This window comes from Serratia sp. (in: enterobacteria), from assembly GCF_051654945.1.
Classification (GTDB): domain Bacteria; phylum Pseudomonadota; class Gammaproteobacteria; order Enterobacterales; family Enterobacteriaceae; genus Chania.
This window is the reverse complement of record NZ_JBOFZA010000042.1, coordinates 62356-89325: the sequence shown is the minus strand read 5'-3', so window position 1 is coordinate 89325 and position 26970 is coordinate 62356. Positions and strand designations below refer to the sequence as shown.

Genomic DNA, 26970 nt, shown 5'->3' with positions numbered 1-26970 from the left:
CATAGCAGAATCAATTCGTCTGCGTTGACGTCAACAGATGATGCAATCTGGTCCGGCTGGCTTGCGCCTCGGCCCCCAGCCACTCCACCAGCCGGGTTAATGCAGCAGGCACCACCGCGTGTTCGGGATAAACCAGATAATAGGCGGCACCGCTGACCACGCTGATGGGGAACGGCGTGATGATGCGGTTAGCCTGAATATCCTCCTCCAGCAGGCACAAATCGCCGATGGCGATGCCACAGCCCTGCAATGCGGCGCTCATGGCCAGATCGAGCGTGTCGAAATGCTGTGACTTGGCGGAAGGCAAGGTGGTCTGCCCCGCTGCCTTCAACCACAGCAGCCAGTCGCGGCGATCGCGCGTGGGATGCAGCAAGGTGGTCTCTGCCAAGTCGGCAGGTTCCACAGGTTGAGCCAGATCGGGCAGATAGTTTGGGGTACAGACCGGCGTCAGGATCTCATCAAATAAATGGTGTACCACCAGCCGTTTGCCCTGCGGCTTGCCAAACACCACCGCCGCATCGAAATGTTCGCTGCCAAAATCCAGCCCGTGTGACACCGACGCGGTCAGTTCGATGTGCATCTCAGGCCGTTCATTCTGCAGGCGAATAATACGCGGCAATACCCAGCGCATCGCGCAGGTTGGGCATTTGACGCGCAGCGTCCCCGGCTGTTCCCCGGCCTTGGCCAACGCTTGTGCCAATTGCTCTAACGCCAGCTGTACCGGTGCCAACAGTTGCGCCCCCTGTGGCGTTAGCGTCAGCCCGCGTGCACGGCGGCTGAACAGCGGATAACCCAACTGCTGCTCCAACCCCAGGATCTGGCGGCTGACCGCGCCCTGTGTCAGATGCAGCGTTTGGGCTGCATGGGTAAAATTGAGGCGCTCGGCCACCACCACAAAGGTTTTCAGCACGTCGAGCGAGGGCAACGATGTTTGCATAACGAGTCTCAATAGCTGCATTTATTTTCATTGCTAGCCATGATCTGACTGCATGGCAAGCATGACGAATTTTCTCTTGTTAGCCCATCCTAACTGATGCTTAATCATTCGACACCCGATTCTTTTGCCAGGAGCCCACCATGCAGAGCGCCTGCTCGCAACGTTCGAAACTGCCGGACGTTGGCACCACCATTTTCACCGTTATCGGCCAACTGAGCGCCGAACATCACGCCCTGAATCTGTCGCAGGGTGCCCCCAATTTTGCCTGCGATGTGCAACTGGTCGAGGGTGTTGCCCAAGCCATGCGTGCAGGTCATAACCAATACGCCCCGATGAGTGGCGTGGCCGCACTACGTCATGCACTGGCGGACAAAGTTGAACGTCTGTATGGCGCACGCTTCGACGCCGACGACGAGATCACGGTGATCGCCAGCGCCAGCGAAGGGCTGTACTCCGCCATCAGTGCGTTGGTGCATCCCGGTGATGAAGTGATCTATTTCGAGCCGGCCTTCGACAGCTATGCCCCTATCGTGCGCCTGCAAGGTGCCACGCCGGTAGCCATCAAGCTTTCCCTACAGGATTTAACCATTGACTGGGATGAGGTCGCCGCGGCAATCAACAGCAAAACCCGCATGATCATCGTCAACAGTCCGCACAACCCTACCGGCAGCGTATTTACCGATCATGATATCGAGCGCCTGACGGCCCTGACCCGTAACACCGATATCGTCATTCTTTCCGATGAAGTGTATGAGCACGTGGTGTTCGACGGCGGCATCCATCACAGCATGGCCTGCCACCCTGCTCTGGCAGAGCGCAGCGTGATCGTCTCTTCCTTCGGTAAGACCTATCACGTCACCGGCTGGCGCGTGGGCTACTGCATGGCACCGGCTACCCTGATGGAAGAAATCCGCAAGGTGCACCAATTTATGGTGTTCTCTGCCGATACGCCGATGCAATATGCCTTTGCCACCGCCCTGAATAATCCACAGAGCTACCTGGGCTTGGCGGAGTTCTACCAGCAAAAACGCGATCTGCTAGCCAACGCGCTGCAAAGTTCGCGCTTTGAATTACTGCCCAGCCATGGCAGTTTCTTTATGCTGGCCCGCTTTAGCGGTTTCAGTAATGAAAGCGACAACGACTTTGCGGTGCGGCTGATCCGCGAAGCGAAGGTTGCGACCATCCCGCTGTCGGCCTTCTACAGCGACGGCACCGATACCGGCATTATCCGGCTTAGCTTCTCAAAAGATAATGACACCCTGTTAGAAGGCGCTCGCCGCCTGTGCCAGGTGTGATCCATTGATTGCTTACCATGGGAAAAAGACCTCGATGAAGAAAACATTAAAGACGCTGATCGCCGCAGGATGTTTACTGGCAGCCGGTTCCACGCTAGCGGCAGAGAACAGCCTGCGCTTTGGCCTTGAAGCGCTGTACCCGCCCTTCGAGTCCAAATCCGCCAGCGGCCAGTTGGAAGGATTTGATATCGATCTGGGTAACGCCGTGTGTGCCGCCGCGCAGGTCAAGTGCAGCTGGGTAGAAACCTCGTTCGACAGTCTGATCCCGGCGTTGCAGGCGCGCAAATTTGACGTAATCAACTCGGCGATGAACGTCACCGAACAGCGCAGGCAGGCGATTGCGTTTACCGATTCGATCTATCAGGTACCCAACCGCCTGATCGCCAAGGCCGACAGCGGCCTGAAACCCGATGCCAAATCTCTGGCAGGTAAACATGTCGGCGTGTTGCAGGGATCGATTCAGGAAAACTACGCCAAGGCGCATTGGGCACCAGAGGGAGTCGATGTGGTGTCCTACCAGGATCAGAATCAGGTCTATCTGGATCTTACCGCTGGTCGCCTGGACGCCACCTTGATCATGGCCCCAGCCGGGCAGAGCGGTTTCCTGGCGCATCCGGATGGTAAAGGCTTTGCCTTTGTTGGAGATGCGGTACAGGACGACAAAATCCTGGGTGAGGGCATCGCCTTCGGCTTGCGCAAAGACGACACCGCAACGCTGAAAAAACTCAACGAGGCCATTGCCAAGGTGAAGCAGCAAGGCACCATTGGCGAGCTCTCCAAGAAGTACTTTGGCGATATCGATGTGACGGTGAAATAAGCCGTTATCATTCAAGCATGCCTGGCTGTAACGGTTTTAAGCCGTTACAGCCCTCTTCTAGTTTCCGCCAGTTCCGCCCTATCAACTTCTATTTCTTCTATAGACACCCCTATTTTTCAAAAAAAACACATTGTTTTGTAAATTATTTCCAACCTAAAGCATCACATAATCAAGAGTCTAAAATTAGGATTTTTCTAGTATCCTAATTAATAACTCCAATTTAAATCAATAAAACAGTTATTTATGCTATTGTAAATTTAATTTACAGATCATTATATCGAATTTATCGTATTTACCAACCTAAGATATCGTGTATGATGCATCCATCTCTTGAGAAGAACGCAGTGCATTGAAATGTATGATTACGGCAAAAACCGAGAGACTTCTATAAAGGAAGAGCAACACAACCCGAGGGAATTAGCGTTATTATAGATAGCTGAAATTTATATTATCTATTTTGCACCGCGCTTTCCCGACGACCAAGTTCTCCCCTTATAACAATGCTGCGAGCTGTCTGACTTAAGGGAATTTCTCTATAAGAAACGAGATAACAAAGTTATTAGATTCTTATACTCACTAAGCGATATAAACATGGAAGCGTTATTTATGTCTATCTTGAAAAAAAATATGCTGGTTCTGGCTTTGGTTTCTTCTGCTTTCGCTGCAAACGCGGCAGATCAGGGTTCAGGTACCGTGACTTTCACTGGTTCTATCATTGATGCACCTTGCTCAATCAATTCAGACAGCGTTGACCAAACCGTTGAGCTGGGTGAAATCTCTCAGACCTCTTTGGCTAACCTGGGGACATCTACCCCACGTAACTTCGCCATCAATCTGGAGAACTGCGATCTGACTGACAAGAGTAAAGTTGCTATCACTTTCAATGGTTCACCAGACGTGGTTAACACCGCTCTGCTGGGCATCACCGGGACTGCCAAAGGCGCCGGTATCGTCATCACCGACGGTAGCGGTTCACCGATCAAACTGGGCGTAGCTTCTACTTACCGCGCACTGGGCGAAGGCTCCAATACCCTGGTGTACTCTGCTTACCTGCAGGGTAACAGCGCCACAGCCGGTAGCGTAAAACCAGGTTCTTTCAGCAGCGTTGCTGACTTTACTCTGGCCTATCAGTAATCGTTCCCCAAAGCATACGGGTCCGCCCGTATGCTTGTTATCCCAATCATTATTGATGACATAACCGATTAAAAATGAAGAGATTATTATTAATTTTATTCGGCGGAATACTGTCGGCCAATACTGCTGCATTCCAGCAGGAGACAACCCGCGTTAACTTGAATGGCGTAATAATAGTCCCTGCCTGTGCTATCGCGGCAGAAGCACAAGACCAAAGCATCGACCTTGGCGTGGTCGATGAAACCCGTATGGCGAGCGGGGCTGAACCCAGCTACCCCTTTTCTATCCGGTTAATCAATTGCCTTACCGAAGAAGAAAAGGAAACTAACCATACGCTAGCGGTAACCTTTATGGGCCAATATGAGGGCACCAATCCCTGGTTTAACCTGCAGGGCAATAGTATTGGCGTGGGGATGAAAATAAAGGATCAGAACGACCATATTATTCAGCCAGGTGTTGCACACTCGGGTTACGTGCTAAAAAATGATGATGTATTACGCTATAGCGCGTCATTGGTTAAAACCGCTGACTACTTTAAAGCGGGAGAAGTTAGCGCCACGTTTAGCTTTATTATTGATTATAAATAGCCTTTTTACCCAGCATTCTTTCGGTCAAGGTCTTCGGTTTGAGAATATAAATTTCAGGATGTCATTGTGCGAAAAAAAACAAAAGGAATTAACAAAACCAGGCTGGCTCTTGCTATCTCGTTAATCAACTGGAGTGGCATAGCTCATGCCATTGAATTTAATACCGATGTCCTGAATGCCGAAGACAAGCAAAATATCGATTTATCCCGTTTTACCCAGGCGAATTATGTGATGCCTGGCGAATATCTGATGGCGATCAACATTAATGACTATGTGCTGCCAGAACAACCAATGCATTTTTACGCACGCGAGGGCCAACCGGAAAGCAGCGAACCTTGCCTCTCCCCTGCCCTGATGGGGCAGATTGGCTTGAAACCTGAGGCACTGGCCAAAGTACGTTATTGGCAAAACGGACTATGCGCCGAACTGAGCAGTATCGAAGGCATGGTGGCAAAACCCGATTTGGCTACCGGCACCCTGTACCTGTCTATTCCGCAGGCCTGGTTGGAATACAGCGATGCCAACTGGCTGCCCCCATCGCGCTGGGATAACGGCATTCAGGGGATCCTGCTGGACTACAATATCAACACCCTGGTCAGCAAGCCAAACCAGAGTAGTACCACGCAAAATACCAGCTTGAATGGCACTACCGGGTACAACGTCGGGCCATGGCGGGTACGAGCAGATTTCCAGGGTAACAACACCCGGGGTGGTGAAACCGGTAACCAAAGCAATTTCGACTGGAGCCGGGTGTATATGTACCGGGCGATCCCACGGTTGGCCTCGACGCTGACCCTCGGAGAAAGCTTCTTTGCCTCGGATATTTTTGACAGCTTCCGTTATACCGGGCTTAGCCTGGCCACTGACGAAAGGATGCTGCCGCCCAACCTGCGTGGGTATGCGCCGGAAGTTGCCGGGATCGCTCGTACCAACGCCAAGGTCACGGTTTCCCAGCAAGGACGGGTGATTTACCAGACCACCGTGGCTTCAGGCCCATTTCGTATTCAGGATCTGAACAGCAGCATCAGCGGCAGACTGGACGTCAGGGTCGAAGAACAAGACGGTACCGAACAGACCTTCCAGGTTGATACCGCAACTATCCCGTACCTGACCCGCCCAGGCACCGTACGTTATAAAACCACCGTTGGCCAGCCGTCCGATTTTAATCATCGTACCGAAGGGCCGGTGTTTGCCAGTGGTGAAGCCTCGTGGGGGGTGAGCAACAGTTGGTCACTGTATGGTGGCGCAATAGCCAGTAACGGCTACAACGCCCTATCAATGGGTGTGGGCAGAGATTTATTCGCCATGGGCGCCGTCTCTGCCGATATCACCCAGTCGTTCGCGACCGATTTACCGAGCCAGGGCAGCTACAGCGGCAAGTCTTACCGTATCAGCTATGCCAAGCGCTTCGAAAAGATCGACAGTGAGATCACCTTTGCCGGTTATCGCTTCTCGGAGCGTAACTATATGACGATGTCGCAATACATCGATACCCGTTATCGCGGCAATACTATCGCCAGTGACAAAGCGATGTACACCGTTACGGCGAACAAGAACTTTCAGGATGCCAGGATCGGGCTCTATCTCAACTACAGTCATCAGACCTATTGGGATCAGCAAACGGCGGACTATTACAGCATCGCGGCCAGCCGCTATTTCGATGCTTTTTCGATGAAGGATTTATCGGTCAACCTGTCAGCTAGCCGTACACAGAACGACGGCAGAAATGACAATGCGCTATATCTGAGCCTGTCCGTCCCCCTGGGTAACCAACAGGCACTCAGCTATAACGCCCAACGTAATGGCCAGGGTAATACCAGCCAGACGGTCAGTTATCTGAACAACAGCCAGTTGGGCACCGCCTATCGGCTCTCAACCGGTATTAATACCGGTAATGACGACGGGGTACGTAGCCAGTTTAGCGGCTATTACAGCCGTAATACGCCGGTAGCGGATATCAACGTTAACGCCAGCTATATGCAAAACAGCTTCACCTCGGCAGGGCTGTCTTTGCAGGGTGGCGCTACCGTCACCGGCAAAGGGGCTGCGCTGCATGCGCGCGGAGCCAACGGCGGTACCCGGTTGATGGTAGATACCGACGGCATTGCCGGCGTGCCGATCGAAGGTGGCCGGGCACGCTCCAATGCCTTTGGCATTGCGGTGTTAAACGATATGCAAAGTTATTACCGGGTTGATACCCGGATTGACATCAGCAAGTTGGATGACGATGTCGAAGCCACCCAACCGGTGGTGGAGTCTGCACTGACGGAAGGAGCCATTGGCTACCGCCGCTTTGGCATGCTGAAAGGTGAAAAAATTCTGGCCACGCTGGGCCTCGCCGATGGCAGTCATCCGCCGTTTGGCAGCAGCATTGTTAACCAGGCAGGAAAAGAGCTGGCGATTGTCAGCGATGCCGGTTTTGCCTATTTGACTGGGATACAACCCGGTGAACGTTTAGAGGCGGTCTGGGACGGGAAAAAGCAATGCCAGGTCGTCATCCCTGAAAAGTTGGCGGTGCAATCGCAGTTATTACTGCCTTGTCGACCGCTCTAATACCATGAGAGAAACTGTATGAATTTATTGAATAAAATAGCGCTGCTTTGCGCTATTACACTCACCAGCAACGCGGTGCAAGCCGCCATTACTCTCGATCGCACCCGCGTGATTTACGACGGCCAGCATAAGTCGATCAGCCTGAATATCAGCAATGAAAATAAGCAACTGCCTTATCTGGCCCAGGCGTGGATTGAGGATGCGCAACAGCAAAAAGTCACCAGCCCGCTGATCGTGACACCACCGGTACAGCGCGTTGAGCCGGGTGCCAGAAGCATGGTGCGCATCGCTGCTGCTCCCGAGATAGCAAAATTACCGCAGGATCGCGAAAGCCTGTTCTATTTCAACCTGCGCGAAATTCCGCCGCGCAGTGATAAACCCAACGTGATGCAAATTGCTCTGCAGACCAAGGTCAAACTGTTCTATCGCCCGCAGGCCATCACCCCTAAAGCGGATGAGGTGTGGCAGGAAAAGATCGTTTTGCATAAAACCGCACAGGGCTACCGGGTGGAGAACCCAACGCCCTACTACGTGACGGTGGTTGGCATCAAGGGAAAAGCTGGCGACAAGGTTGCCGGTGATTTTGAGCCGGTGATGGTGGCACCAAAATCCAGCGTAGAACTTAAATCTGCCCCCTTCGCCGTGCCGGTGTTGACCTTTATTAATGATTACGGCGGCCGCCCGGAACTGGCCTTTAGCTGCAGTGGCGAACGCTGCCAATTTGCCAAAACGGTTTAACACGGAGAAATTTTTCATGTTGATAAACAAAGCAAAAAGTTCACTGCGTGTTAACAAACGCTGGCAACGGTTAACCATGGCTATGCCGTTGTTACTGATCGCACTGGGCTACAACAGTCAGAGCTCAGCGGCGATCGTGCCGGGTAGTTGTAATTTCGACGCTGCATTCGCCACGGTTTTTTCTATATATCCCTCCCCAGCACAAATGTATAACGGTTTTGTGGCAGCCAGCAAGACCGTGATGTTCCGTTTTAATTACCAGAAAACAGGCACCAACGATGACATGCTGGCCAGCGGCGCTTGGTTCGCAGGTGGCGAGCTAGGGGCGTACTCAACCATTCCAGTATTAGATAGTGGGGGGAAGACTATCCCTGGCTTGGGTTTCCGATTGACTAACTCAACAACCGGTAGCCCCGCGACCAAAACCAGCAATAATATGCTGCACTGGTGGTTTGAAAACCAACCAGGTACCTTTGGCATCCTAGAAAATTATAATCTGGAGTTCGTGGTTATCGATGCCAGCCTCTATGTAGGAGGCTCACCCGTCGCTTTCAAAGCTCCCTCGATCACTATTGCCATGGGCAACGCCGATGCCTGGGATCAAAAAAACGTGAGCAACGGTGGGACTCGTTGCGGATCCTCAACCGCGATTTCGCCACCTCAAGCCCTCTCATTAGGGGGAACGGCCCCGCCAGTCCTGCCGCCGCCTACCTTGCCTACCTGCTCACTGGGTGCCAAGGAGATTTTGGTTCCGTTAGATCCGGTAGATGCCTCGCAGCTAGCGACTACCGGTAACACGGCGAGCACCACCGGATTCACTATCCCATTGGGTAACTGCGGTAAAGATGCCAAACCCTATATTACGCTGACGGACAGTGCCAATATCAGCAACCGCACCAGCGATCTGACACTTGCACCGAGCAGCACCGCCAAAGGGGTGCGTATCAGGCTGACCAAGGGCGACGGCAGTGCGTTACAGCTAGGGGCACAGAATACGTCGGTAAGTTCAAATAACGTCGGCCAGTTTTTGGTAGGCACCTCACCGGCGGACAACACGCCGATGTCGATAAAATTGAATGCGGCCTATGTGCGAACCGATGGGAAAATTGAAGCGGGTTCTGTTAAAGCCGACGCCATTTTCACCGTCGCTTATCCGTGAGTAACTCGTTGCCAACGTCCTGCGATGAAGACCTGGCCGCCGCAGTTCCAACTCCCTCTCCCTCTGGGAGAGGTGAGAGAATATCATTCCACACTATTACTTATTTCCTATGAATTTCCTCTTCCTATACCTTTAATATCCCCTATCAATTTCATATTCCCCCATTAAACTAAAATTTAATTTTCCTATAAACGAAAACGCCACTAATCATATAATCAATGGCGTTTTTATTTAAAACAAGGACATGCTTATAGCAAATACTATAAATGAATAGAAAATAGTTTTATTGTTTTTAGGACAAGACCACTCAATTAAGCTGATGTCATTTTACGTAATAACTCCTGATTACTTTTAACACCCAATTTGTTCATTACCGACCTTTTTTGTGTACTGATAGTCTTTTCACTTTTACGCAAAATCTGGGCAATACTCTTGCCGGAAAATCCGCGTATAAACAACTTGATGACCTCATACTCGTTGGTGGTCAGGTTTTCATTAAAACGAGTGGTCAATTGGTGTTTTATTTGTTCGTTACGTTTTAACAACAGGGGCGAGTCCAAGAAAAACCCTTGTTGCAGAACGCTGGAAATTTTTAGCTTGATTGAATCTATTCCCTCCTCCCTGTAGATAATATTAGCAATATCTTTCCTGATGGAACTGAGCATGAGATTATTTTCTTTCTCATGACAAATAATAAATATTTCTATCCCGCGATTAAAGCTCACCGCTTTTTCCAAGCTGCGGTAGAAGTTTGGCACATCGGTATCGATAAAAATGGCATCGGCATAGGTTGACGCACTGCGACTAAATTTAGACTCACCTTTGAAATTAAAATCGATTAACGATTCCTTGATCAAGGTTGACAATCCTTGCCTTAAAAACAGATCTGGCGTAACAATTAAGCACTTAAACACGGTTACTTCTCCAAAATAATTAAATAATGGTATAGCCAGCACATTAACTATTTGATAATTTAATGAGTGCAATGAAGTATTTTACGCGGAGTTTTAAACGATCAACCACGGATCCCAATTATACATGAATATACGTTTAATTAGAATTGTCTTACCTTGATAACAGGCACTTTACTGGTGATTAATAACGACTCCAACTCGATAACCTTGCTCTCTAATTACCTATCGCTAGCCACTCTCTTTGATAGTCAGCTTTCATAATGCCTTATGCAGCATTCGCCACCAGGCCGTCACCTCTCACTGACACCAGGGTTATCCTGATGCAAACCATGGTATGGGATAATTCTCATGATCGGTAGTTTATATCAACAAACCAAACCATATAGCAGAATCGACCTATGAATTAGAGTAAATCATGTTTTTACACTGATCATTAACCCATATCAGTCATCCGTGATGCACTATACTTAGCTGATATCAGCGAACTCTCAGTCACTAAATAGACACCGGAAAAGTGCTAAATTTAACATTCAGTAAATTTTATCTTTTGGGGTAGCCACAATGCGATTTATTCTCAATAAAATGGTGGTATTTGATGAAGAACAGGGAATGCTTGAGGAGGTTAACCAAGAGGAAGCGGGTAAAACCCTTTCTCTTACCGAGATCCGCCTGATTGGTTTTTTTGTCAACAATCCGAATGTCGTCGTTTCGCGTGAAACGTTGTTAATCGAAGTTTGGGAAAAAAACGACCTGACGCCATCCTTAAATAATCTTAACAACTATATGTCGATGGTACGTCGCAAATTGGCTCGACTTGGCCTGCCTGACGTGATTATCACCATCCCTAGATCTGGTTTTTGTTTAAAAATAGACAGCATTGAGACGATTGAAGAAGAAGTACCTGCCACTACAGAATCGTTTAAGAACGAATTTGAAATTTCAACCCAACCAGAAAACCACTCAAAAACCGGCATTTCAGCACTACGTATCCGCCCAGGCTATAAAACCACATTCGCCCTGCTATTGTTCGTGGCTACCTTGATAACTGCGAGCTATGAGGTTTATTTCCATATCGAAAACACGGGAAAGATGATTAAAAATGATATCACCTTCCATAAAAAAATAGACAATAGTGATGTTTATTTTTTACAGGGATCATTAATCGAGCTAGAAACCGGAACTGTTGAGGAAGATGCCATAATCAAAAAAATAGCCAGCAGCAAATATAAAAACCCTGTCGTATATGTTTATATAAACAAACGTTCAACCAATAAATCAGAACAGGGCCACTTCATATACGCTTTATGTGGAAATAGCAAAAATGAACAATGTGAAACCACCTATACCTATAATTCAAAAGTTCTTTAAGCCATGGGTTTTATTGGTGCTATGTTCTCTAGCTCTACTGATGACATTAGCTATTCATTGGCCATCAACGAAAAACATCTATCGCGGCTTACATTGTGCAACCAAACTAAACTCTTATGAGATCAGGGATAAAGGCTCAGTTGATAGCATGTTGGACGCCTCTATCTATTTCAAAAGTGATGATAAAGGTACTATCTCATTGTATGGTGTCATGCATGATGGTGTTAAATCTTCTGTGATCTCAAGAAACCTGGATTTTCATTATGAAATAGACGGGAAATTCCTGTTGTTGACCGATACCGTGAACAGGAAAAGTGACACCGATACCGCACCGGACGATGCAGTTACCTTTGGCAAAAAAGTGACGCTACGCGTGGAGCAGCTGCTAGGGGACGATATCTTAATCTCCACCGCCTTCATTCCAGCCTTCGTTTGTACCCAAACTGAAAGTAAACGGCAAGGGAGATAGCCAAGGAAGGGCAACAACCTGTGTCACGTTGTTGCCCGCCAGCTTAATCCCGATCAAACACCGAGCTGTTCAGCCCGCGATCCTGCTGATGCCGCTCCAGCGCCAGCTCAATCAAGGCGGTGATCAACTGGGTATAGCTCACCCCGCTGGCCCCCCACAATTTCGGGTACATGCTGATATTGGTGAAGCCCGGCAACGTATTAATTTCGTTGATGATGACATTGTTGTCCGGCGTCAGGAACACGTCGACGCGTGCCATACCTAAACAATCCAGCGCTTTGAAGGCTTGCAACGCCACCTCGCGGATTTTATCGCTGACGTCCTGCTCAAGCGCCGCGGGTACCACCACCTGCGCGCCCTGCTCATTAATATATTTGGTATCGTATGAATAGAATTCATCGCTCAGAACGATTTCACCACACACGCTGGCCTGCGGATTATCGTTACCCAGCACCGCGCATTCTATCTCGCGGCCCACAATGGCTGATTCCACCAGCACTTTATGGTCAAAACTGAATGCCAGAGCAATGGCCTGTGCGAACTCTGCCTCATCATGTACCTTGCTGACGCCAACGGAGGACCCCTGGTTCGCCGGTTTAACAAACAGCGGTAACCCAAGGCTTGCCGTTAATTGGGCAAAAGTGTATCTGTTGCGATTAGAGCGCGTCAGCGTCACAAAGGGTGCCACGGACAGCCCGGCATCACGCAGCAGGCGTTTGGTGACGTCTTTGTCCATGCTGACCGCTGAACCCAGCACGCCCGCACCAACAAACGGCATATTGGCCATACGCAGCAACCCTTGCAGCGAGCCGTCTTCCCCCAGTGTGCCATGCACGATCGGGAACACCACGTCGAGCTGCCCCAAGGCACCGGCACCATCGGCCTCGATCAGCTGTTGTTTCTCATACCCAGGGACCAGCGCCACGTTTTTATTCGAGTGGTTCAGCGCGATCAGCGCCGGATTTTCTGCATTCAGCAGGAAGTTGGAGGCATCGTTAAGGTGCCACTGCCCCTGCTTATCGATCCCCAGCAGCGTGACGTCAAACTTGTCTTTGTCGATGGCATCCAGAATGTTTTTTGCCGACTGTAGCGAAACCTCATGTTCCGCCGATTTGCCCCCAAAGATCACCCCAACACGTAGTTTAGTCACGCCCTAAATCCTTCTTGAAAATGTCATGGCAACAAAGCCGACCCTCACAATAAACGCATTGTGCAGCCCCGGCAATGACCATTCGGCCGAAAATACCTGCGCCACAGAATGCCAAACCAGCAGCATCCAAAACGTATACACTTCGTATATTGTTGACTTCAGGAGTAGGTTATGGGGATCGTAAAAATTTCTGATGCCTTGCATGACGATCTCAGGCTCGCCAGCCTGACCATGTCGCGTTCTATCAACGCACAGGCGGAACATTGGATCAGGATCGGCATGTTGGCAGAGCTCAATCCTGAGCTGACCTATCCGCAACTGGTAAAGAAAATGATGAAAGAGAATGCGCTGACGCTAAAGGAGATTGTCGGGTGAAAGATATTGTGATCAAAACGCCGCAGGAGATTGCCATCATGCGCCACTCCGGCGCACTGCTGGCCAAGGTGTTTGCCATGCTCGACGAGGTGATCGGTGAGGGGATCACCACCATGGAAATCAATGACCGTACCGAAGCGTTTATCGTTGATGAACTGAAATCGCGCCCTGCCAGCAAGGGCCAATATGATTTCCCCTACGTGCTCAATACTTCGGTCGACGAAGTGATCTGCCACGGCATCCCTTCTGCCAGCAAAATCCTGCGCTCCGGGATGATCGTCAATGTAGATATTACACTGGAAAATAACGGGTTTATTGCCGACTCCAGTAAGATGTATTGCATCGGCCAGATCACCCCGGTGGCCAAACGGCTGGTGAATAACGTGTATGAGTCGATGTGGCAAGGTATCCGAACCGTGAAGCCCGGTGCTACGCTAGGTGACATCGGCCACGCCATCCAGCGCCATGCCGAACAGGCGGGTTACAGCGTGGTGCGGGAATATTGCGGACATGGCATTGGCCGCGAAATGCACGAAGGCCCGGCGGTGTTGCACTTCGGCCAGCCTGGCACCGGCACGGTGTTGCAGGAAGGCATGGTGTTTACCATCGAACCGATGATTAATCAGGGTGACCACCGCATCAAACAGAAGAAAGATGGTTGGACCGTGGTGACCCGCGATAAAAAACTTTCCGCCCAATGGGAGCATACCGTGGCGGTCACCGCCGACGGCGTGGAGATCCTGACGCTGCGCGCAGAAGAACGTGAGGCGGGATATCAGCAACGCTATTAACACTTAAACTCCCGTGGCAATCAGGCGGGTGACATGGAGATGGGCATGACGCAGGCATTTATCACTCAGTTGAAAAATATCGTCGGTAGTGCGCAAGTGCTGACCGGCGAGCGTAGCACCGAACGTTATCGCAAAGGCTTCCGCTCCGGCGGTGGCAAGGCACTAGCCGTAGTGTTCCCCACCCGCCTGCTGCAATTGTGGCAGATCCTGCAAACCTGCGTCGCTGCCGACAAGATCGTCATTATGCAGGCGGCCAATACCGGTTTGACCGAAGGCTCCACCCCCAGCGGCCAGGATTATGACCGTGAAATTGTAATCGTCAGCACCTTGCGGCTCGATCATATTCAGGTGTTGGATAACGGCAAGCAGGTGGTCGGTTTCCCTGGCAGCACGCTCAATAAGCTGGAAAGGTTGCTGAAACCCTATGGCCGTGAACCGCATTCGGTGATCGGTTCTTCGTGCATTGGCGCTTCGGTGATTGGTGGCATTTGCAACAACTCTGGAGGGGCGCTGGTCAAACGCGGCCCGGCCTATACCGAAATGGCACTGTACGCCAAGCTGGATGCCGATGGGCAACTGCGGTTGGTCAATCATCTGGGGATCAATCTGGGCGATACGCCCGAAGAGATCCTCACCCGGTTAGAAAAGGGTGATTACCGGCCAACGGACGTTGAACACGGCGAGCTGCGCGCTTCGGATAACGAATACGCCAGGCGGGTGCGCGATGTGGATGCCGACACCCCTTCCCGTTTTAACGCCGATAAACGCCGCCTGTTCGAAGCCTCCGGCTGTGCCGGTAAGCTGGCAGTGTTTGCGGTACGTCTGGACACCTTCGCCAAAGAAGACAAAGAGCAGGTGTTCTATATCGGCACCAACGACACCGCGGTATTGACCGAACTGCGCCGCCATATGCTCAGCAAGTTTGAGAATCTGCCGGTGGCTGGCGAGTATATGCACCGCGATATTTTCGATATCGCCGAGGTGTATGGCAAAGACACCTTTATGATGATCGACAAGCTGGGCACCGATCAAATGCCGCGCTTCTTCACCCTGAAGGGTCGGGTGGATGCCACGCTGAACAAACTGCCCCTGTTACCGCACAACCTCACCGACAATCTGATGCAAAAGCTGAGCAAGCTGGCCCCTAACCATCTGCCGCAACGAATGAAAGAGTATCGCCAACGCTTTGAACACCATCTGCTGCTGAAAATGGCCGGACCGGGGGTGGAGGAAGCCCAACAGTATCTGCAAAGCTACTTTGCCGAGATCGATGGGGACTTTTTCGTCTGTACGCCTGAAGAAGGTAAGAAGGCGTTCCTGCACCGCTTTGCGGCAGCGGGCGCCGCCATACGTTATCAGGCGGTACATGCCGATAAGGTGGAGGATATTCTGGCACTGGATATCGCCCTGCGCCGCAACGATAGCGAATGGTTTGAAACCCTGCCGCCGGAGATCGATAACCAACTGGTGCACAAGCTGTATTACGGCCACTTTATGTGCCACGTATTCCATCAGGATTATGTGGTGAAAAAAGGCGCGGACAGCCATGCGCTGAAGGAGCAAATGTTGGCGATCCTCAATCAGCGTGGTGCGGAGTATCCGGCCGAGCACAACGTTGGCCATCTGTATCACGCCAAAGCCGATTTACAGGCGTTCTATCAGGATGCCGATCCCACCAACAGTTTTAACCCCGGTATCGGCAAAACCAGTAAGCAAAAACACTGGGGTAACAACATCCAGTAACATTTTATCTTACCCCCCTCTCCCACAGGGAGAGGGAGCCGGTAGATCTTGCCCTTTTGGGTTCAAAGGATCATCTCAGCAAACTTGTATTAAGCCTCTGCAAGCGGGGTTCTGGCACACTACCGCCCTTTTTGCCCCTCCTCCTCAGCCCTGTCGTCTAGACTTAATGTTCTGAATAAGGCGTCTGTCAGGCGTCAACATGAGCGACGAAAGGAGCATTTCATGCCGTACCAGACAGTAAATCCTTTTAACAATCAGCTAATTAAAGAATATACCCCGCATAATGACGATCAGGTGGAGCGGGCCTTGGCACAGGCCGATGCGCTGTATCATTCCGACTGGGCCAAGGGTGACATCACTCAGCGCCTGCCGGTGTTGCACAAATTGGCCGATCTGATGGAGAGCCGGGTAGAGGAACTGGCTAACATTGCCAGCGTTGAGATGGGTAAGCTCATCGCCCAAAGCCGTGGCGAAGTCAAACTGTGCGCCCAGATTGCGCGTTACTACGCCGATAATGCGCAAAAATTCCTGGCTCCGGTGCGCTATGAGTCCAGCCTTGGCGAAGCCTGGGTGGAACATCATCCCATTGGCGTGTTGATGGCGGTCGAGCCTTGGAACTTCCCTTTTTATCAATTGATGCGCGTGCTCGCCCCTAATCTGGCGGCCGGCAACCCGGTGTTGGTCAAGCATGCCAGCATCGTGCCCCACTGCGCCGAAGCGTTCGAAAAGCTGGTGCATGAGGCCGGTGCGCCAAAAGGTGCCTATACCAACCTGTATATTTCCCAGGATCAGGTAGCCGACATTATCGCCGACGATCGGGTGCAAGGTGTGGCGCTGACCGGCTCGGAAAAAGCGGGCAGCATCGTGGCGGCTCAGGCTGCCAAGAAGCTGAAAAAGGCGACGCTGGAGCTTGGTGGTAACGACGTTTTCGTGGTGCTGGATGACAGCGATCTCGATAAAGCCGCCAAGGTGGGCGCTCAGGCACGGCTGAACAATGCCGGGCAGGTGTGTACCGCCGCCAAGCGTTTTATCGTGCAGGAGAAAGTGGCGGAGCAGTTCCTGCAAAAACTCACCGACCATTTCCGCGCGGTGAAAATGGGCGATCCGCTGGACGTATCAACTACGCTCGGCCCACTATCCTCCAGGTCTGCCCTGGAAGGGCTGATCGAACAGGTCAAAGACGCGGTGAAACAAGGGGCCAAACTGCACCTGGGCGGTAAGGCGTTACAGCATGAGGGTAACTTCTTTGAGCCTACCATCCTCACGCATATCAGCCGTGACAACCCGGCCTATTTCACCGAGTTCTTCGGCCCGGTGGCTCAGGTCTACGTGGTGAAAGATGACGAACAGATCGTCAAGCTGGCCAATGATTCTCACTACGGGCTCGGTGGTGCCATCTTCAGTACCAATATCGAGCGCGCCAAAAAGCTGGCCTCCCGTATCGAAACCGGCATGGTGTATATCAACTCATTGACCGATACCGCACCTGAACTGCCGTTCGGCGGGGTGAAACGCTCCGGATTTGGCCGGGAACTGTCAGACCTGGGGATTAAGGAGTTCGTGAATCAGAAGCTGGTGGTGGTGAGTAACAGCTGATGCTTTAAATAAAATGCCCCTCATGCCGCAACGGTATGAGGGGCAACTACCGAAAGTCACTTCAGAATAACCAGGAACCATACCCCCATAGCAATACCGTCAGCCCCAGCAGCAGCTCAAGTACCAGAATGCCGATCGCCAAGGTCGAACTGGAGAAGAGAAACCCTTCTTTACGATCGATATTCAGGAAGTGCGGAATACCGAGATACAGCAGATAACCCGAGTAGGCCAGCCCGATAATCCCGACAAACAGACACAGCCACACCACCGGATACAGCGCGACCAATCCGCTGAGGAACATCGGGGTCGCAACATAGCCCGCAAACACCATGCACAAATGCAGGCTTGGTCGTGACTCATAGCGCCGGGCCATCCAGTGGATCACTTTGCCCATAATCGCCACACCGGCCAGCATCAGCAGGTAAAAGGCCACCGCAGTGTAGAACGCGGTGAACATATCCAGGCGGATCGCCTGCCCTTCACCAGAGAGCCAGCCCGTCTGGGTGGTACCGATGAACGCACTGATGACCGGTATCAACGCCATTAGCAACACGTGATGGGTGTATAGGTGCGAGACGGTTTCATTCTCGCTTTTAATCTGTTTTAGCTCGGCGTTGGGATGGGCCAACAGACCCCAGACATGATTGACCATGAGACACCTCCTCTTTTCGCCGCAACCGCGATCGGCGAACGGAAACACACCACTGGCGGCGCTGACACCGCGCGAGGGTTGCGGTTAGCGGGCTCTAGCCCCTGGATCAATTATAGTCTTTGGCTGAAAAAACGTACGCTCCCGGCAGCCAGTAGGTTACTCTGACTATAATCAATATGTTGCGCTACCCGATGGAGGGAAACCATGACAGCCAAGATCCGCACCCGCCAAAGCGGGATCAATAACGTGCAGGCCGGCCAGAACGTGATGGTGATCGAACCCAGCAATCTGTACGGCTGCCAGTTGGGTGACGACGTGTTCGTCGGCCCGTTTGTCGAGATCCAGAAAAACGTCAGCGTAGGTGCTCGCAGCAAGATCCAGTCGCACAGCTTTATCTGTGAATACGTTACCCTGGGCGAAGATTGCTTTATCGGCCACGGCGTGATGTTTGCCAACGACCTGTTCAAACAGGGAACTCCCAACGCCAATCCGGCAAGCTGGGGACATACGCGGCTCGGTAACCGGGTTTCGGTGGGTTCTGGCGCAACCATACTGGCCGTAGATATCTGCGATGACGTGGTGATTGGTGCCGGTGCGGTGGTCAGCAAGAGTATTACCCGCAAAGGCATCTATGCGGGCAATCCTGCCAAACTGCTAAGGGAGCTGGAATAATTGAACCCGGCGATCGACATTGAAGCTATCACCGCACTTCCCTTCGGTTACCTGGAATACGGTGATTTTTCCTTTTCCGTCGCCTGCTACGCTCAGCCCTGTTTTGATAAGCCCGTTGAGCTTTGGCCAACCCAGCCGGTACTCCCTTTCAATAAAATCTACCCGCTGGCCCCGTTCCTTAATGACGATGGGGAAACCTTCCTCGCTCGTTATCAGGGGGAGGCCGTCGGGCATATCACGCTCAGCAAAAACTGGAACGACTACACGCTGATCGAGGAAATTGCCGTTAGCCGCCATGCCCGCCGCCAGGGCGTGGCCACGGCGCTGTTGGATACCGCACGCCTGTGGGCGCGGGATCAGGACACCGCCGGGCTGATGCTGGAAACGCAAAACAATAACCTGAACGCCTGCCGCTGCTATCAGCGCTATGGCTTTGTGCTGGGCGGCATCGATCATTTACTTTATCGTGGGCAACCGGACATTGCCGATCATGAAATCGCCCTGTTCTGGTATCTGCCGTTCAATAACGAAGTGGGCTATTGATACGCCTGGTTTAGCTGGCGCAAGCCATACTGGCCGCACAAATGATCGTTTGGGAGAGAGGGATGCGTGACCTGGTCCTGATACTATTCACCGCGCTCCTGATGGGTTGCAGCGGTAAACAACCGGCCAAAATCCCGGTAGAATCACCACCAACACAGGTGAAATCTCTGACAATGGCGATAGCAATGGACGATGACACAGTAAACAAACTGCAAGCGGCGCTGGCACTGCGTGCTGCGGTGCCAATGATCGACAAAGGGCAGGCCATCGAGCTGCTCTCACAGACTTTCCTCGATACCCCTTACGTCGCCAACCGGCTGATCGGTTCCGCATCCACCGCAGAACAGTTGGTGATCGATTTGCGCGGGGTGGACTGCTTTACCTATCTGGATTACGTTGAGGCGCTCAGAACCGCCACCAGCGAAAGCCAGTTTGTCGAGAATGTGATCCAGACGCGCTACATCAATGGCGATGTCAGTTTCCAGCAGCGCAAGCATTTCTTCACCGACTGGGCGCACACCCGCCAGATACTTGCCGACGACGTCACCACACAGCTCAGCCCGCACGCCGTCACCGTGGTCAAACAGCTCAACCGCAAAGCGGATGGGGAACTTTACCTGCCTGGCATCGCGGTCACCGAGCGTAGCGTAAGCTACATCCCCAGCGAATTTATTGACCAGCAGTTGATAAGCCAATTACAGACCGGCGACTATATCGGCATCTACACCAAGCTGCCTGGCCTGGACGTGACTCATACCGGCTTCTTTATCATGACCCAAAGCGGGCCCGTGCTGCGCCATGCCTCCTCACGCCCGGAAAACAGGAAAGTGATGGACTCGGCCTTTGCCAGCTATGTGCTGAATACGCCGGGCATCGTGGTGTTACGGCCACGCTGATCGGCGGGTTATTAACTAGATGATTTTATGCTTAACAACCATTTGACTTGGCTACGGCCATAGGTTTAGCTGTTGACACAATACTGACCGATCTTATTGTTTTTACAGGGAGTCACTCATGGCAATTGTTTGGCGCGGCACGGCTTTGGCCGCAGCATTGGCAGCAACGCTATTATTACAAGGGTGCGATCAGCAGGCCGATCAGAACCATATCAAAGTTGGCGTGATTAACGGCGCCGAGCAGGACGTGGCAGAAGTCGCCAAACGGGTCGCCAAAGAGAAATACGGCCTGGACGTTGAACTCATCGGTTTCAGCGGTTCACTGCTGCCCAATGATGCCACCGATAAGGGTGAACTGGATGCCAACGTGTTCCAGCACCGCCCCTTCCTGGAACAGCAGAATAAAGATCACGGCTACAAACTGGTGGTGGTAGGCAATACCTTTGTCTTCCCGATGGCGGGCTATTCGAAGAAGATCAAATCACTGTCAGAGTTGCAGGACGGCGCGGTGATTGCCATCCCCAATGACCCGACCAACCTGGGCCGCGCACTGTTGCTGCTGCAAAAGGTTGGGCTGATCGAGCTTAAGCAGGGCAAAGGCCTGCTGCCCACCTCGCTGGATATCAGTGCCAACCCGCACAACTACCAGATAATGGAACTGGAAGGCGCGCAGCTACCCCAACTGCTGGACGATCCTAAAGTTGCCGTGGCGGTGATCAGCACCACCTACATCAACCAGATTGGCCTGACGCCGACCAAAGACGGGATTTTTATCGAGGATAAAGATTCACCGTACACCAATATCGTGGTGGCGCGTGAAGATAATAAAGATGCGCAGAACGTGCAGAACTTCGTCAAAGCCTACGAGTCCGATGAGGTTGCCAAAGCGGCAGAGAAAATCTTCAACGGCGGTGCTGTCAAAGGCTGGTAACGTCTCTCTATCTCTTGCAGGTGCCGGTTAGCGGTGCCTGCAACGTTTCACGAAAATTCCCCTCCTCCCTGCTTGACCCTCACGTTACGTCAGGCTGTAGTATCTCTGCACACACCAGGGAGATATTCAGCATGTTATTGAAAGTAGGTGAATTGGCTCGTCGTTCGGGGATCACCGTAAGAACCTTGCATTACTACCACAGCATTGGGCTGTTGATCCCTTCTGCGCGTTCCGATGCGGGTTATCGTTTGTATAACCGGTTAGATATTACTCGCCTGCATCATATTCAAGCCTTGCGGCGGATGGGGGTAGCGCTGGCGGAAATCGAATCCATTCTGGCGCACTCCGGCCTGGCGTTGCCAACGGTGATTGAACAGCAGATTGCCATGCTTGAGCGGCAACTGACGCAAATAACCACCTTGCGCAACCGCTTACAGCATATGCATGCTCAATTGACCCAGGGTGATGAACCCGAATTGAATGATTGGCTGACCACGTTGGAGATGATGACCATGTACGACAAATACTTTACCGCCGACGAACTGGCGCAACTGCCGTTCTATCAGGCCGATGAGACGCGTAACCGGGAATGGCAGGAGATGGTCAGCAGCGTACGGCTGTTGATGGATAGTGGGGTACTGGCCGAAGATCCGCGTGCTCAGGCCATTGGCCGCCGTTGGATGTGCACGCTGGAGCGTGATACCGCAGGCAATCCAGCTTTCCTGACTCGCCTCAATGCCATGCACGCCGATGAGCCTTCGATGCGCGAACAAACGGGGATCACGCCAGCCATGACCGATTACATCACCCGTGCCTTCGCCGAAACCAAGCTGCAAATCTATCAGCAATATCTTTCTGCCGACGAGTATGCCTATGTACGCGCTCACTATTTTGACCGCATTCACGAATGGCCACCGCTCATCGCCCAATTCCAGCAGGCCATGAAGCAGGAGGTTTCACCCGATTCGGCCCAGGCAAAACGGTTGGCGGCCCTTTGGCTGGAGCTGTTCCAGTCCTATGCCAGTGACAATCCGGCCACCCAGATGAAGATCCGCCAGGCGATGGAGCAGGAGCCGACCTTGACCGAAGGTACCTGGCTCACTCCTGCACTGCTGGACTATCTGCGCCAGTGCGTCATGCAGCTGATGCGGGGATAAGCGATTTCCCCTCACCCCAATCCTCTCCAACAGGGCGAGGGAGCTGGTACGGAGCAGCTGTCAGGCACATGAACTAATTGTCTATCGAGTTTGCTTATCACCGTCAGATAAAAAGCCAATTTATCTGGCCCTCGGAGAAAGTGCATAATGCCTTCATGCTCTGATTTCTCATCATAAAAGGGAACATTATGTCACTTGCCACCCTGCCGCAGACCACGCTGAGCGTCACCGATGCCAGCATTGAGGATATGGCCGCCATTCAACAGATCTATGCCCATCATGTGCTTTACGGGCCTGCCTCGTTCGAAGAAGCGCCCCCAACGCTGGAGGAGATGCAACAACGCCGTAATAACGTCTTGGCTGCGGGGTTGCCGTGGCTGGTGGCGAAAATGGAAGAGCGCGTCGTGGGGTATTGTTATGCCACCACGTACCGGCCACGGCCCGCCTACCGCTATACCATCGAAGATTCGGTCTATGTCGCCGAAGGCATGCAGGGGCACGGTATTGGCAAGGCATTGCTTGGCGCATTGATTACCCGCTGTGAAGACGGCCCGTGGCGGCAAATGTTGGCGATGATTGGCGATGCCGCAGGCAACGTTGGCTCCCTGGCCCTGCACCGTAAGTTGGGCTTCACCAGCATCGGCACCTTAAGCGGAGTAGGGTTTAAATTTGGCGGCTGGCTGGATACGCACATCATGCAGCGGCCACTGAGCGACGGTAATCATTCGCTGCCTTAAGCCGTTTCCGGGCAAGCTGCTGATTTTCATCTATAGTTAATTCTGTCGTGGCTTAGCGATCTCAGCGTGTATTCACGCACTCACTAAACATACTCAGTCGGGAGAGACGGATGAAAATTTTTCTGTGGATTATTGCGATTATCTTTATTGTTGGCCTGTTGACCATTACCGGCGTATTTAAACTGATCTTCTAGTACTCATTATCTGCATGATTGGGCGCATTAATGCGCCCAAAGTGTGAGTCTGGTGAAGGTTTGCCAGCAAACTAAAAGGCCCCGCAGGGCCTTTTAGCGTTATGCTTTAAAACGGGAACGTAGTGCGCTTATCCCGGAAACCACCACCATCACCACGCCACCGGCTATCAGGCCAAACACCGCGTTCAGCAGCGTTGGGGTGACGCCCCCGAGGATTTCACCAACGCCTGGCACTACCGTAGAATAACTCGCCCAGTCGGTAAACAGGTGATGCACCGGCGGTAAACCATGGGTCAGGATCCCGCCCCCCACCATAAACATGGCCAGGGTCCCCACCACCGACAGCGTTTTCATCAGGTAAGGTGCAGCACTGACGATACCGCGCCCTATCGATTGTGCCATCGCGCTACGCTTACGGGCCAACCAAAACCCCAGATCGTCCAGTTTGACGATACCCGCCACGATGCCGTACACCCCAACCGTCATCACAATGGCGATGCCACACAACACAATCACCTGCTGGCTAAAGGTAGCCCCGGCGACGGTCCCCAGCGTGATGGCAATAATTTCAGCGGAAAGCACAAAGTCGGTGCGAATTGCGCCTTTGATTTTGCGCTGTTCATAGACCGCGACGTCTTCACTGGTATCCAATTCCGCTTGCTCTTCTGCCGCTGCGCCCTTGCGGTGCATCAAGCTGTGGTAAACCTTTTCAAATCCCTCAAAACAGAGGTAAGCCCCACCGACCATCAGCAACGGCGTAATTGCCCACGGGGCAAAAGCGCTGATCAACAATGCCAGCGGCACCAGGATCGCCTTGTTGATAAACGATCCCTTGGCCACTTTCCACACCACGGGTATTTCACGATCGGCCTTAACGCCGCTGACCTGTTGGGCATTGAGCGCCAGATCGTCTCCCAGCACCCCGGCGGTCTTTTTGGCCGCCATTTTCGTCATCAGCGAAACATCATCCAGTAACGAAGCGATGTCGTCGATCAGGGTTAATAAGCTGCTGCCTGCCAAAATGCACTTTCCTTATCAAAAGGTGAAATCACCCTACCGGTTTAGCATAGCGGGTTGAAAACATGAAGGGGGGAAATCTTAATGAAAGAACGGAGGTTTTAACCTACGGATGGGGAAACGATAACCTGCCGCGCTAGACGGCAGGTTAATAAAAACGTTATTCCGTGTCGTTCTTCGCCAGGGCGGCATCTTTCTGACGGCGATAATCTCGCGCCGCCGCTGGGATCGGCGTCACTTTGCCGGTTTCAATCCAGGTGCGCAGACGGCTGGCATCGGCGAAATGGGTGTATTTGCCGAAGGCGTCCAACACGACCAGCGAAACGGAACGGTTGCCGATCACGGTACGCATCGCCAGGCAATGCCCCGCCTGATTGGTAAATCCGGTTTTGGTCAGCTGGATATTCCATTTCTGGTTGTAGACCAGGTGGTTGGTATTGCGAAACGGCAAGGTATAGTTGGGATCCTTGAAGGTCGCCATCCGCTCGGTGGTGGTGCTCAACTGGCCGATCAGCGGGTACTGTTTGGTCGCCAGCATCAACTTGGTGAGGTCACGGGCAGTAGAGACGTTATGAATCGAAAGTCCGGTCGGTTCAACGTAATGCGTATTGGTCATGCCCAGCGCTTTGGCCTTGGCATTCATCGCCCGAATAAATGCCCCATAGCCGCCGGGATAATGATGCGCCAAACTGGCCGCAGCACGGTTTTCCGACGACATCAGCGCCAACAGCAGCATATCCTTGCGGCTGATTTCGCTGTTCAAACGCACCCGCGAGTAAATGCCTTTCATTTCTGGCGTCTGGCTGATATCAACCGACAGCATTTCATCCAGTGGCAGGCGGGCATCCAAAGTCACCATCGCCGTCATCAGCTTGGTGATTGAGGCGATAGGGACCACTTCATCAGGGTTACGTGAATAAATCACCCGATGCGTTTGCATATCCAGCACCATAGCGCTGCCAGAAGCCAACTCCGGTTGGCTGGCGTGCACTGCGGCGGTTTTTTCACTGGCTAATGCACGCGGCACCAAGCCGGTACCCGCTTGTAACGCGAGCAGGGTTAGAACCAAAACACGGATTTTCACAAGTATTACTCTGTAACGGAGGAGAGAACCGACTGCGATGAATTATAAGTGAGGGCTATAGAATTGCACTGTGATTGTGAGTAGCTATTTGTGACAAATCTTAACGGCACAAAATTTGTGCAAACCGCGAGCGTACTGGCTTGTACGCCCGCGAGATAAAAGTTACAGCGCTGGTTGCCAGGCAGATTGAGGCAACAGGTACAATCCGGCCTCATGCTGCTCACCGGCCCCAACAATATGCCCGATCCCGGCGGCCATCACGGCCAGGGTCACATCGAAGGCGTTCAGGCTGTCGCCGTAACCCGCCGTCAGGTTGAACATCGACCCGTTGGCCAGCAGATACAGCGTTTTGTCTGCCAGTTGGTAAGCATTCACAAATGGCATTGGCTCGCGGTGCGGCAAGGCTTGCAGGAAAGCAACGTCGATCTCTTCCGCCACATGCCCAACGTTGAGGATAAACACCCCATCCTTGGCCCGCTCCAGGTGCCGTGCAGACAGCACGTTCTTGGCCCCGGTGGCCGTGGCAATGACGTCGGCCTGTTCTATGGCAGTGGCTAAATCAACCACCGCCCAACCATCGTAACGCGCCTGCAAAGCACGGGCCGGATCGATTTCCGCCACGATAACTTGCCCACCGTAGGCCTTGGCAGAAGCGGCCACACCCTGACCAACCAGCCCGTAACCAATCACCACTACACATTTTTCGTGCAGCGTCAGGTGAGTGGTCTGGAAGAAGGTATGCCAGGCGGTCAAGCCAACCATATGGCGATTATGCAGCCCTTCTTTTACCGGCAGGTCATCCCAGTTAAAGATCGGGTAACGTGGGGCAATACCTCCCAGGCGGCTGATGCCTGAACCGGTTGCTTCCAGCCCGGCCTTGATCTGCGGGCCGTTAGCGGATTGGTGCAGGCGGGTGGTCAGATCGGCCCCCATCTCGCACAGGTGAGTCGGCCCCCAGGCCAGCGCACGATCGAAAGAGTCAGACCAATCGGCATCGCTCATATCACGCCAGGCGTGCGCCTCGGCACCGTGGCGTTCCAGCCAGGCCACTACGTCATCCTGCACCGTGGTCGGATTGCAGGTGGTGAGATAGATGGCGGCCCCTTTATCCAATAACCCGGCAACCAACGGGGCCATTTTCAGATCCAGGTGCATGTTACACGCCAGACGCACGCCGTGCAGATCCGGTAACGCTGCCACTGCCGCTCGGGTACGCGGCATATGTCGCATGGCCCATTTCAACTCACTGTCAAAATCCTGATACATCAGTTACTCCTCTACTACGCCACGCCGCCGGGGCATGGCCGAATGATCCCATCTTAACCGCATGGCGACTATTATCACTCAGATCGAACTCAAAAACCGAGGTGACTATCATGGCAGAGGTAATGCTGAGGTTATTGATGCTTCTGGAGGGCCTGCTTGATGATTGCCGAGCCTGGCGGCCCGACATCAACGATA

At 52.5% G+C, this 26970-nt stretch carries 26 protein-coding genes; 19 read left to right on the top strand and 7 right to left on the bottom strand.

The annotated features are described in order from the left end of the window. Nucleotides 1–10: 10 nt before the first annotated feature. Nucleotides 11–937, bottom strand: a complete 927-nt coding sequence (locus tag ACRDCA_RS05955) for a LysR substrate-binding domain-containing protein (protein ID WP_438688708.1) — start codon at nucleotides 935–937, stop codon at nucleotides 11–13. A gap of 140 nt (nucleotides 938–1077) precedes the next feature. Here ACRDCA_RS05955 and ACRDCA_RS05950 point away from each other — a divergent pair, with 140 nt between their 5' ends. The 7 genes from ACRDCA_RS05950 to ACRDCA_RS05920 all read left to right on the top strand — a co-directional run bounded on the left by ACRDCA_RS05950 (nucleotide 1078) and on the right by ACRDCA_RS05920 (nucleotide 9220). Next, nucleotides 1078–2232 (top strand): pyridoxal phosphate-dependent aminotransferase, encoded by a 1155-nt coding sequence (locus tag ACRDCA_RS05950; RefSeq protein ID WP_438688707.1) that lies wholly within the window; start codon nucleotides 1078–1080, stop codon nucleotides 2230–2232. A 34-nt stretch (nucleotides 2233–2266) separates the two neighbouring features. Continuing rightward, on the top strand, nucleotides 2267–3049 hold the full coding sequence (locus ACRDCA_RS05945; protein ID WP_024486873.1) for an ABC transporter substrate-binding protein: 783 nt from the start codon (nucleotides 2267–2269) through the stop codon (nucleotides 3047–3049). A 606-nt stretch (nucleotides 3050–3655) separates the two neighbouring features. Then, a complete protein-coding gene (locus ACRDCA_RS05940; RefSeq protein ID WP_438688706.1) occupies nucleotides 3656–4183 on the top strand; it encodes a fimbrial protein in 528 nt (175 codons plus the stop codon). A gap of 74 nt (nucleotides 4184–4257) precedes the next feature. Next, complete coding sequence (locus tag ACRDCA_RS05935) at nucleotides 4258–4770, top strand: fimbrial protein (RefSeq protein ID WP_438688705.1); 513 nt, start codon at nucleotides 4258–4260, stop codon at nucleotides 4768–4770. Between the two features lie 66 nt (nucleotides 4771–4836). Beyond that, nucleotides 4837–7323 (top strand): fimbria/pilus outer membrane usher protein, encoded by a 2487-nt coding sequence (locus tag ACRDCA_RS05930; RefSeq protein ID WP_438688704.1) that lies wholly within the window; start codon nucleotides 4837–4839, stop codon nucleotides 7321–7323. Between the two features lie 18 nt (nucleotides 7324–7341). Continuing rightward, entirely contained in the window at nucleotides 7342–8061 is a 720-nt protein-coding gene (locus ACRDCA_RS05925; protein ID WP_438688703.1) for a fimbria/pilus periplasmic chaperone, read from the top strand. 16 nt (nucleotides 8062–8077) lie between these two features. Further along, on the top strand, nucleotides 8078–9220 hold the full coding sequence (locus ACRDCA_RS05920; RefSeq protein WP_438688702.1) for a fimbrial protein: 1143 nt from the start codon (nucleotides 8078–8080) through the stop codon (nucleotides 9218–9220). 311 nt (nucleotides 9221–9531) lie between these two features. Here ACRDCA_RS05920 and ACRDCA_RS05915 read toward each other — a convergent pair whose 3' ends face one another. Continuing rightward, the gene (locus ACRDCA_RS05915; protein ID WP_438688701.1) at nucleotides 9532–10077 is read right to left on the bottom strand and encodes a helix-turn-helix transcriptional regulator; all 546 of its coding nucleotides are present in this window, start codon (nucleotides 10075–10077) and stop codon (nucleotides 9532–9534) included. 618 nt (nucleotides 10078–10695) lie between these two features. Between ACRDCA_RS05915 and ACRDCA_RS05910 the strand changes: the two genes are divergently transcribed. Next, complete coding sequence (locus ACRDCA_RS05910) at nucleotides 10696–11502, top strand: winged helix-turn-helix domain-containing protein (protein WP_438688700.1); 807 nt, start codon at nucleotides 10696–10698, stop codon at nucleotides 11500–11502. Continuing rightward, the gene (locus tag ACRDCA_RS05905; protein WP_438688724.1) at nucleotides 11456–11971 is read left to right on the top strand and encodes a hypothetical protein; all 516 of its coding nucleotides are present in this window, start codon (nucleotides 11456–11458) and stop codon (nucleotides 11969–11971) included. Before ACRDCA_RS05910 ends, ACRDCA_RS05905 begins: the two co-directional genes overlap by 47 nt. A gap of 43 nt (nucleotides 11972–12014) precedes the next feature. Here ACRDCA_RS05905 and ddlA read toward each other — a convergent pair whose 3' ends face one another. Further along, nucleotides 12015–13121 (bottom strand): D-alanine--D-alanine ligase, encoded by a 1107-nt coding sequence (ddlA, locus tag ACRDCA_RS05900; RefSeq protein WP_438688699.1) that lies wholly within the window; start codon nucleotides 13119–13121, stop codon nucleotides 12015–12017. Nucleotides 13122–13292: 171 nt separating this feature from the next. On the opposite strand from ddlA, the gene ACRDCA_RS05895 reads away from it, so the two are divergent. From ACRDCA_RS05895 to ACRDCA_RS05880, 4 genes are all read left to right on the top strand, one after another. Further along, a complete protein-coding gene (locus ACRDCA_RS05895) occupies nucleotides 13293–13496 on the top strand; it encodes a ParD-like family protein (protein ID WP_438688698.1) in 204 nt (67 codons plus the stop codon). Further along, nucleotides 13493–14287, top strand: a complete 795-nt coding sequence (gene map / locus ACRDCA_RS05890) for a type I methionyl aminopeptidase (protein ID WP_438688697.1) — start codon at nucleotides 13493–13495, stop codon at nucleotides 14285–14287. Before ACRDCA_RS05895 ends, map begins: the two co-directional genes overlap by 4 nt. A gap of 45 nt (nucleotides 14288–14332) precedes the next feature. Then, nucleotides 14333–16030 (top strand): D-lactate dehydrogenase, encoded by a 1698-nt coding sequence (dld, locus tag ACRDCA_RS05885; protein WP_438688696.1) that lies wholly within the window; start codon nucleotides 14333–14335, stop codon nucleotides 16028–16030. 222 nt (nucleotides 16031–16252) lie between these two features. After that, nucleotides 16253–17626 carry an NAD-dependent succinate-semialdehyde dehydrogenase gene (locus ACRDCA_RS05880; protein ID WP_438688695.1) on the top strand — a complete coding sequence of 458 codons (1374 nt, stop codon included), beginning with the start codon at nucleotides 16253–16255 and terminating at the stop codon, nucleotides 17624–17626. Nucleotides 17627–17687: 61 nt separating this feature from the next. Here ACRDCA_RS05880 and ACRDCA_RS05875 read toward each other — a convergent pair whose 3' ends face one another. After that, on the bottom strand, nucleotides 17688–18278 hold the full coding sequence (locus tag ACRDCA_RS05875) for a Yip1 family protein (protein ID WP_438688694.1): 591 nt from the start codon (nucleotides 18276–18278) through the stop codon (nucleotides 17688–17690). 204 nt (nucleotides 18279–18482) lie between these two features. Between ACRDCA_RS05875 and ACRDCA_RS05870 the strand changes: the two genes are divergently transcribed. From ACRDCA_RS05870 to ACRDCA_RS05845, 6 genes are all read left to right on the top strand, one after another. Further along, nucleotides 18483–18950: an acyltransferase gene (locus ACRDCA_RS05870; RefSeq protein ID WP_438688693.1), complete on the top strand. Its 468-nt coding sequence runs from the start codon at nucleotides 18483–18485 to the stop codon at nucleotides 18948–18950. Then, the gene (locus tag ACRDCA_RS05865) at nucleotides 18951–19493 is read left to right on the top strand and encodes a GNAT family N-acetyltransferase (RefSeq protein ID WP_438688692.1); all 543 of its coding nucleotides are present in this window, start codon (nucleotides 18951–18953) and stop codon (nucleotides 19491–19493) included. A gap of 62 nt (nucleotides 19494–19555) precedes the next feature. After that, nucleotides 19556–20389 (top strand): DUF1460 domain-containing protein, encoded by an 834-nt coding sequence (locus tag ACRDCA_RS05860; protein WP_438688691.1) that lies wholly within the window; start codon nucleotides 19556–19558, stop codon nucleotides 20387–20389. Between the two features lie 118 nt (nucleotides 20390–20507). Continuing rightward, the gene (locus ACRDCA_RS05855) at nucleotides 20508–21320 is read left to right on the top strand and encodes a MetQ/NlpA family lipoprotein (RefSeq protein WP_438688690.1); all 813 of its coding nucleotides are present in this window, start codon (nucleotides 20508–20510) and stop codon (nucleotides 21318–21320) included. A 131-nt stretch (nucleotides 21321–21451) separates the two neighbouring features. Next, nucleotides 21452–22477: a MerR family transcriptional regulator gene (locus ACRDCA_RS05850; protein ID WP_438688689.1), complete on the top strand. Its 1026-nt coding sequence runs from the start codon at nucleotides 21452–21454 to the stop codon at nucleotides 22475–22477. 188 nt (nucleotides 22478–22665) lie between these two features. Then, a complete protein-coding gene (locus ACRDCA_RS05845) occupies nucleotides 22666–23214 on the top strand; it encodes a GNAT family N-acetyltransferase (protein ID WP_438688688.1) in 549 nt (182 codons plus the stop codon). A gap of 293 nt (nucleotides 23215–23507) precedes the next feature. Here the strand turns inward: ACRDCA_RS05845 and ACRDCA_RS05840 are convergent, their stop codons facing one another. The 3 genes from ACRDCA_RS05840 to ACRDCA_RS05830 form a co-directional block, all read right to left on the bottom strand. After that, complete coding sequence (locus ACRDCA_RS05840; RefSeq protein ID WP_438688687.1) at nucleotides 23508–24428, bottom strand: DUF808 domain-containing protein; 921 nt, start codon at nucleotides 24426–24428, stop codon at nucleotides 23508–23510. A gap of 157 nt (nucleotides 24429–24585) precedes the next feature. Then, the gene (gene pbpG, locus ACRDCA_RS05835) at nucleotides 24586–25515 is read right to left on the bottom strand and encodes a D-alanyl-D-alanine endopeptidase (protein ID WP_438688723.1); all 930 of its coding nucleotides are present in this window, start codon (nucleotides 25513–25515) and stop codon (nucleotides 24586–24588) included. Between the two features lie 156 nt (nucleotides 25516–25671). Beyond that, entirely contained in the window at nucleotides 25672–26775 is a 1104-nt protein-coding gene (locus ACRDCA_RS05830) for an adenosylhomocysteinase (protein ID WP_438688686.1), read from the bottom strand. Nucleotides 26776–26970: the final 195 nt, after the last annotated feature.

Coding starts and splice junctions, on each gene's coding strand:
- ACRDCA_RS05920 (WP_438688702.1), top strand. CDS start 8,078: ATGTTGATAAACAAAGCAAAAAGTTCACTGCGTGTTAACAAACGCTGG.
- ACRDCA_RS05955 (WP_438688708.1), bottom strand. CDS start 937: ATGCAAACATCGTTGCCCTCGCTCGACGTGCTGAAAACCTTTGTGGTG.
- dld (WP_438688696.1), top strand. CDS start 14,333: ATGACGCAGGCATTTATCACTCAGTTGAAAAATATCGTCGGTAGTGCG.
- ACRDCA_RS05845 (WP_438688688.1), top strand. CDS start 22,666: ATGTCACTTGCCACCCTGCCGCAGACCACGCTGAGCGTCACCGATGCC.
- ACRDCA_RS05910 (WP_438688700.1), top strand. CDS start 10,696: ATGCGATTTATTCTCAATAAAATGGTGGTATTTGATGAAGAACAGGGA.
- ACRDCA_RS05950 (WP_438688707.1), top strand. CDS start 1,078: ATGCAGAGCGCCTGCTCGCAACGTTCGAAACTGCCGGACGTTGGCACC.
- ACRDCA_RS05945 (WP_024486873.1), top strand. CDS start 2,267: ATGAAGAAAACATTAAAGACGCTGATCGCCGCAGGATGTTTACTGGCA.
- ACRDCA_RS05905 (WP_438688724.1), top strand. CDS start 11,456: ATGAACAATGTGAAACCACCTATACCTATAATTCAAAAGTTCTTTAAG.
- ACRDCA_RS05860 (WP_438688691.1), top strand. CDS start 19,556: ATGCGTGACCTGGTCCTGATACTATTCACCGCGCTCCTGATGGGTTGC.
- ACRDCA_RS05855 (WP_438688690.1), top strand. CDS start 20,508: ATGGCAATTGTTTGGCGCGGCACGGCTTTGGCCGCAGCATTGGCAGCA.
- ACRDCA_RS05830 (WP_438688686.1), bottom strand. CDS start 26,775: ATGTATCAGGATTTTGACAGTGAGTTGAAATGGGCCATGCGACATATG.
- ACRDCA_RS05875 (WP_438688694.1), bottom strand. CDS start 18,278: ATGGTCAATCATGTCTGGGGTCTGTTGGCCCATCCCAACGCCGAGCTA.
- ACRDCA_RS05940 (WP_438688706.1), top strand. CDS start 3,656: ATGTCTATCTTGAAAAAAAATATGCTGGTTCTGGCTTTGGTTTCTTCT.
- ACRDCA_RS05870 (WP_438688693.1), top strand. CDS start 18,483: ATGACAGCCAAGATCCGCACCCGCCAAAGCGGGATCAATAACGTGCAG.
- ACRDCA_RS05850 (WP_438688689.1), top strand. CDS start 21,452: ATGTTATTGAAAGTAGGTGAATTGGCTCGTCGTTCGGGGATCACCGTA.
- ACRDCA_RS05935 (WP_438688705.1), top strand. CDS start 4,258: ATGAAGAGATTATTATTAATTTTATTCGGCGGAATACTGTCGGCCAAT.
- ACRDCA_RS05880 (WP_438688695.1), top strand. CDS start 16,253: ATGCCGTACCAGACAGTAAATCCTTTTAACAATCAGCTAATTAAAGAA.
- ACRDCA_RS05925 (WP_438688703.1), top strand. CDS start 7,342: ATGAATTTATTGAATAAAATAGCGCTGCTTTGCGCTATTACACTCACC.
- ACRDCA_RS05895 (WP_438688698.1), top strand. CDS start 13,293: ATGGGGATCGTAAAAATTTCTGATGCCTTGCATGACGATCTCAGGCTC.